This is a genomic window from Methylobacterium sp. M6A4_1b (assembly GCF_053345175.1).
The window spans coordinates 1-870 of the sequence record NZ_JBKEZQ010000079.1; the positions used below are offsets into that span (position 1 = coordinate 1).

Annotated in this window: 1 protein-coding gene; it reads left to right on the plus strand. The window is 66.8% G+C overall.

Going from position 1 to position 870, the window contains the following annotated elements; genetic code table 11:
- On the plus strand, positions 1 to 870 hold an 870-nt coding region (locus tag ACLBWX_RS23130), incomplete at both ends, for an Ig-like domain-containing protein (RefSeq protein ID WP_447679229.1).

Here is an 870-nt window from a genome sequence, read left to right on the forward strand (position 1 = left end):
AGTGTCGCCCCCGGCGCGCCGGTGATCACTGCTTTTACAGGTCCCACCAACGACGCCACGCCGGTGATCACTGGCACAGCCGAGGCCGGTACGACTGTTACGGTTCGCAGCGACGCTCTTGTGCTGGGCACCGTCGTAGCCGCTGCCGACGGACGCTTCACCCTCACCCCAACCGTGCCCCTGCCGGATGGCCTTACCAACCTCACTGCCACGGCGCAGGACGACGCTGGCAACCTATCGGTTTCCTCCGTTGTGACGCAGGTCGTCATCGACACGAGCGTGCCCGGCGCGCCCGTCGTCGACTACGTGACGCCCACCAACGACGACACACCTGTTATCACCGGCTCGGGGCTGGCCGGCGACCTGATTACGATTACAAGCGGCGCAGGTCCCGTGGGCTCCGGCACTGTAGGTTCCGACGGCCGCTTTAGCGTGACCCTGACCGTCCCGCTGGCGGAGGGTACCAACACGCTGCAGGTCACAGCGAGGAGCCCGGGCGGCACTGTCTCGCCAATCGCTCCCGTGACCGTGTTGGTCGACACGGTCGATCCGCTCGCTCCGAGCATCACAGCTTTTGCTGGACCCACCACTGACACCACACCAACCATCACCGGCACGGCTGAGGCTGGGGCTACCGTCACCATCTCGGACGACACCGGCGTAGTGGGCACTGCAGTGGTGGGGCTGGACGGACGCTTCAGCTTCGCTCCGACAGCCCCTTTGAAGCAGGGTGCCAACAGCTTGACCGCCGTGGCGCAGGACCTCGCCGGCAACGTCTCGCTGCCGTCTGCTGCCGTGGCTCTCACCATCGACAGTGTCGCTCCCGGCGCGCCGGTGATCACCACCGTGGCGGGCCTGACCAACGACGCC